This window comes from Achromobacter sp. GbtcB20, assembly GCF_019091095.1.
In the GTDB taxonomy this organism is placed as follows: domain Bacteria; phylum Pseudomonadota; class Gammaproteobacteria; order Burkholderiales; family Burkholderiaceae_B; genus Achromobacter; species Achromobacter mucicolens.
In genome coordinates this window covers 1-700 of record NZ_JAGXJZ010000113.1, presented here as the reverse complement: position 1 = coordinate 700, position 700 = coordinate 1, and the positions used below count along the sequence as shown (strand labels likewise).

The window sequence follows — 700 nt, the reverse complement described above, 5'->3', positions numbered from 1 at the left end:
TAGCCGCCGGTGGGCGCTTCCCAGTCGATCATCTCGCCGGCGGCGAACACGCCGGGGAGCACCTTGATCATGGCGTTGCCGTCGAGCGCCTCGAAGCGCAGGCCGCCGGCGCTGCTGATGGCCTCGTCGATGGGACGAGTCCGCTTCAGGACCAGCGGCAGCGCCTTGATCGCCGCCGCCAGCCGCTCGGGGTCGTTGTAGGCCGCGGCGTCGAGGCATTCGCGCAGCAGCCCCGCCTTCACGCCCTTGATGCCGAGCCGGCTTTGCAGGTGGCTGGACATCGAGCGCGAGCCGCGCGGGCGCAGCACCTCGGCCCGCACCCGCTCGCCGTCGTGGTCGGGCGCCAGGTCGAGCCAGATGGTGGTCTCACCGCGCGCGGCGATCTGGTCGCGCAGCGGCGCCGACAAGGCATACACCAGGCTGCCCTCGATGCCGGTGGCGGTGACCACGAACTGGCCCTGGCGCCGCGCGCGGCGGCCGTCGCGGTCCTCGTAGCCGATGGCCACGGTGGTGAGCGGCGCGCCCGCGTGTTTCTCGCTGAAGTGGGCGCTCCAGCCGGTATCGAAGCCGCAGTTCGAGGGCACCAGCGGCGCGACCTCGGCGCCGCGCGCGGCCAGCAAGGGCGCCCAGGCGCCGCCCGCACCGAGCCTGGCCCAGCTGGCGCCGCCCAGGGCCAGGACGGTGGCGTCGGCCTCGACGG

At 74.4% G+C, this 700-nt stretch carries 1 protein-coding gene; it reads right to left on the bottom strand.

Features of this window, described 5'->3' with window-relative positions; all coding sequences use genetic code 11:
* The coding region (locus KVT32_RS28060) for a TIGR03862 family flavoprotein (RefSeq protein WP_217619193.1) at window positions 1–700 on the bottom strand (700 nt) is incomplete at both ends.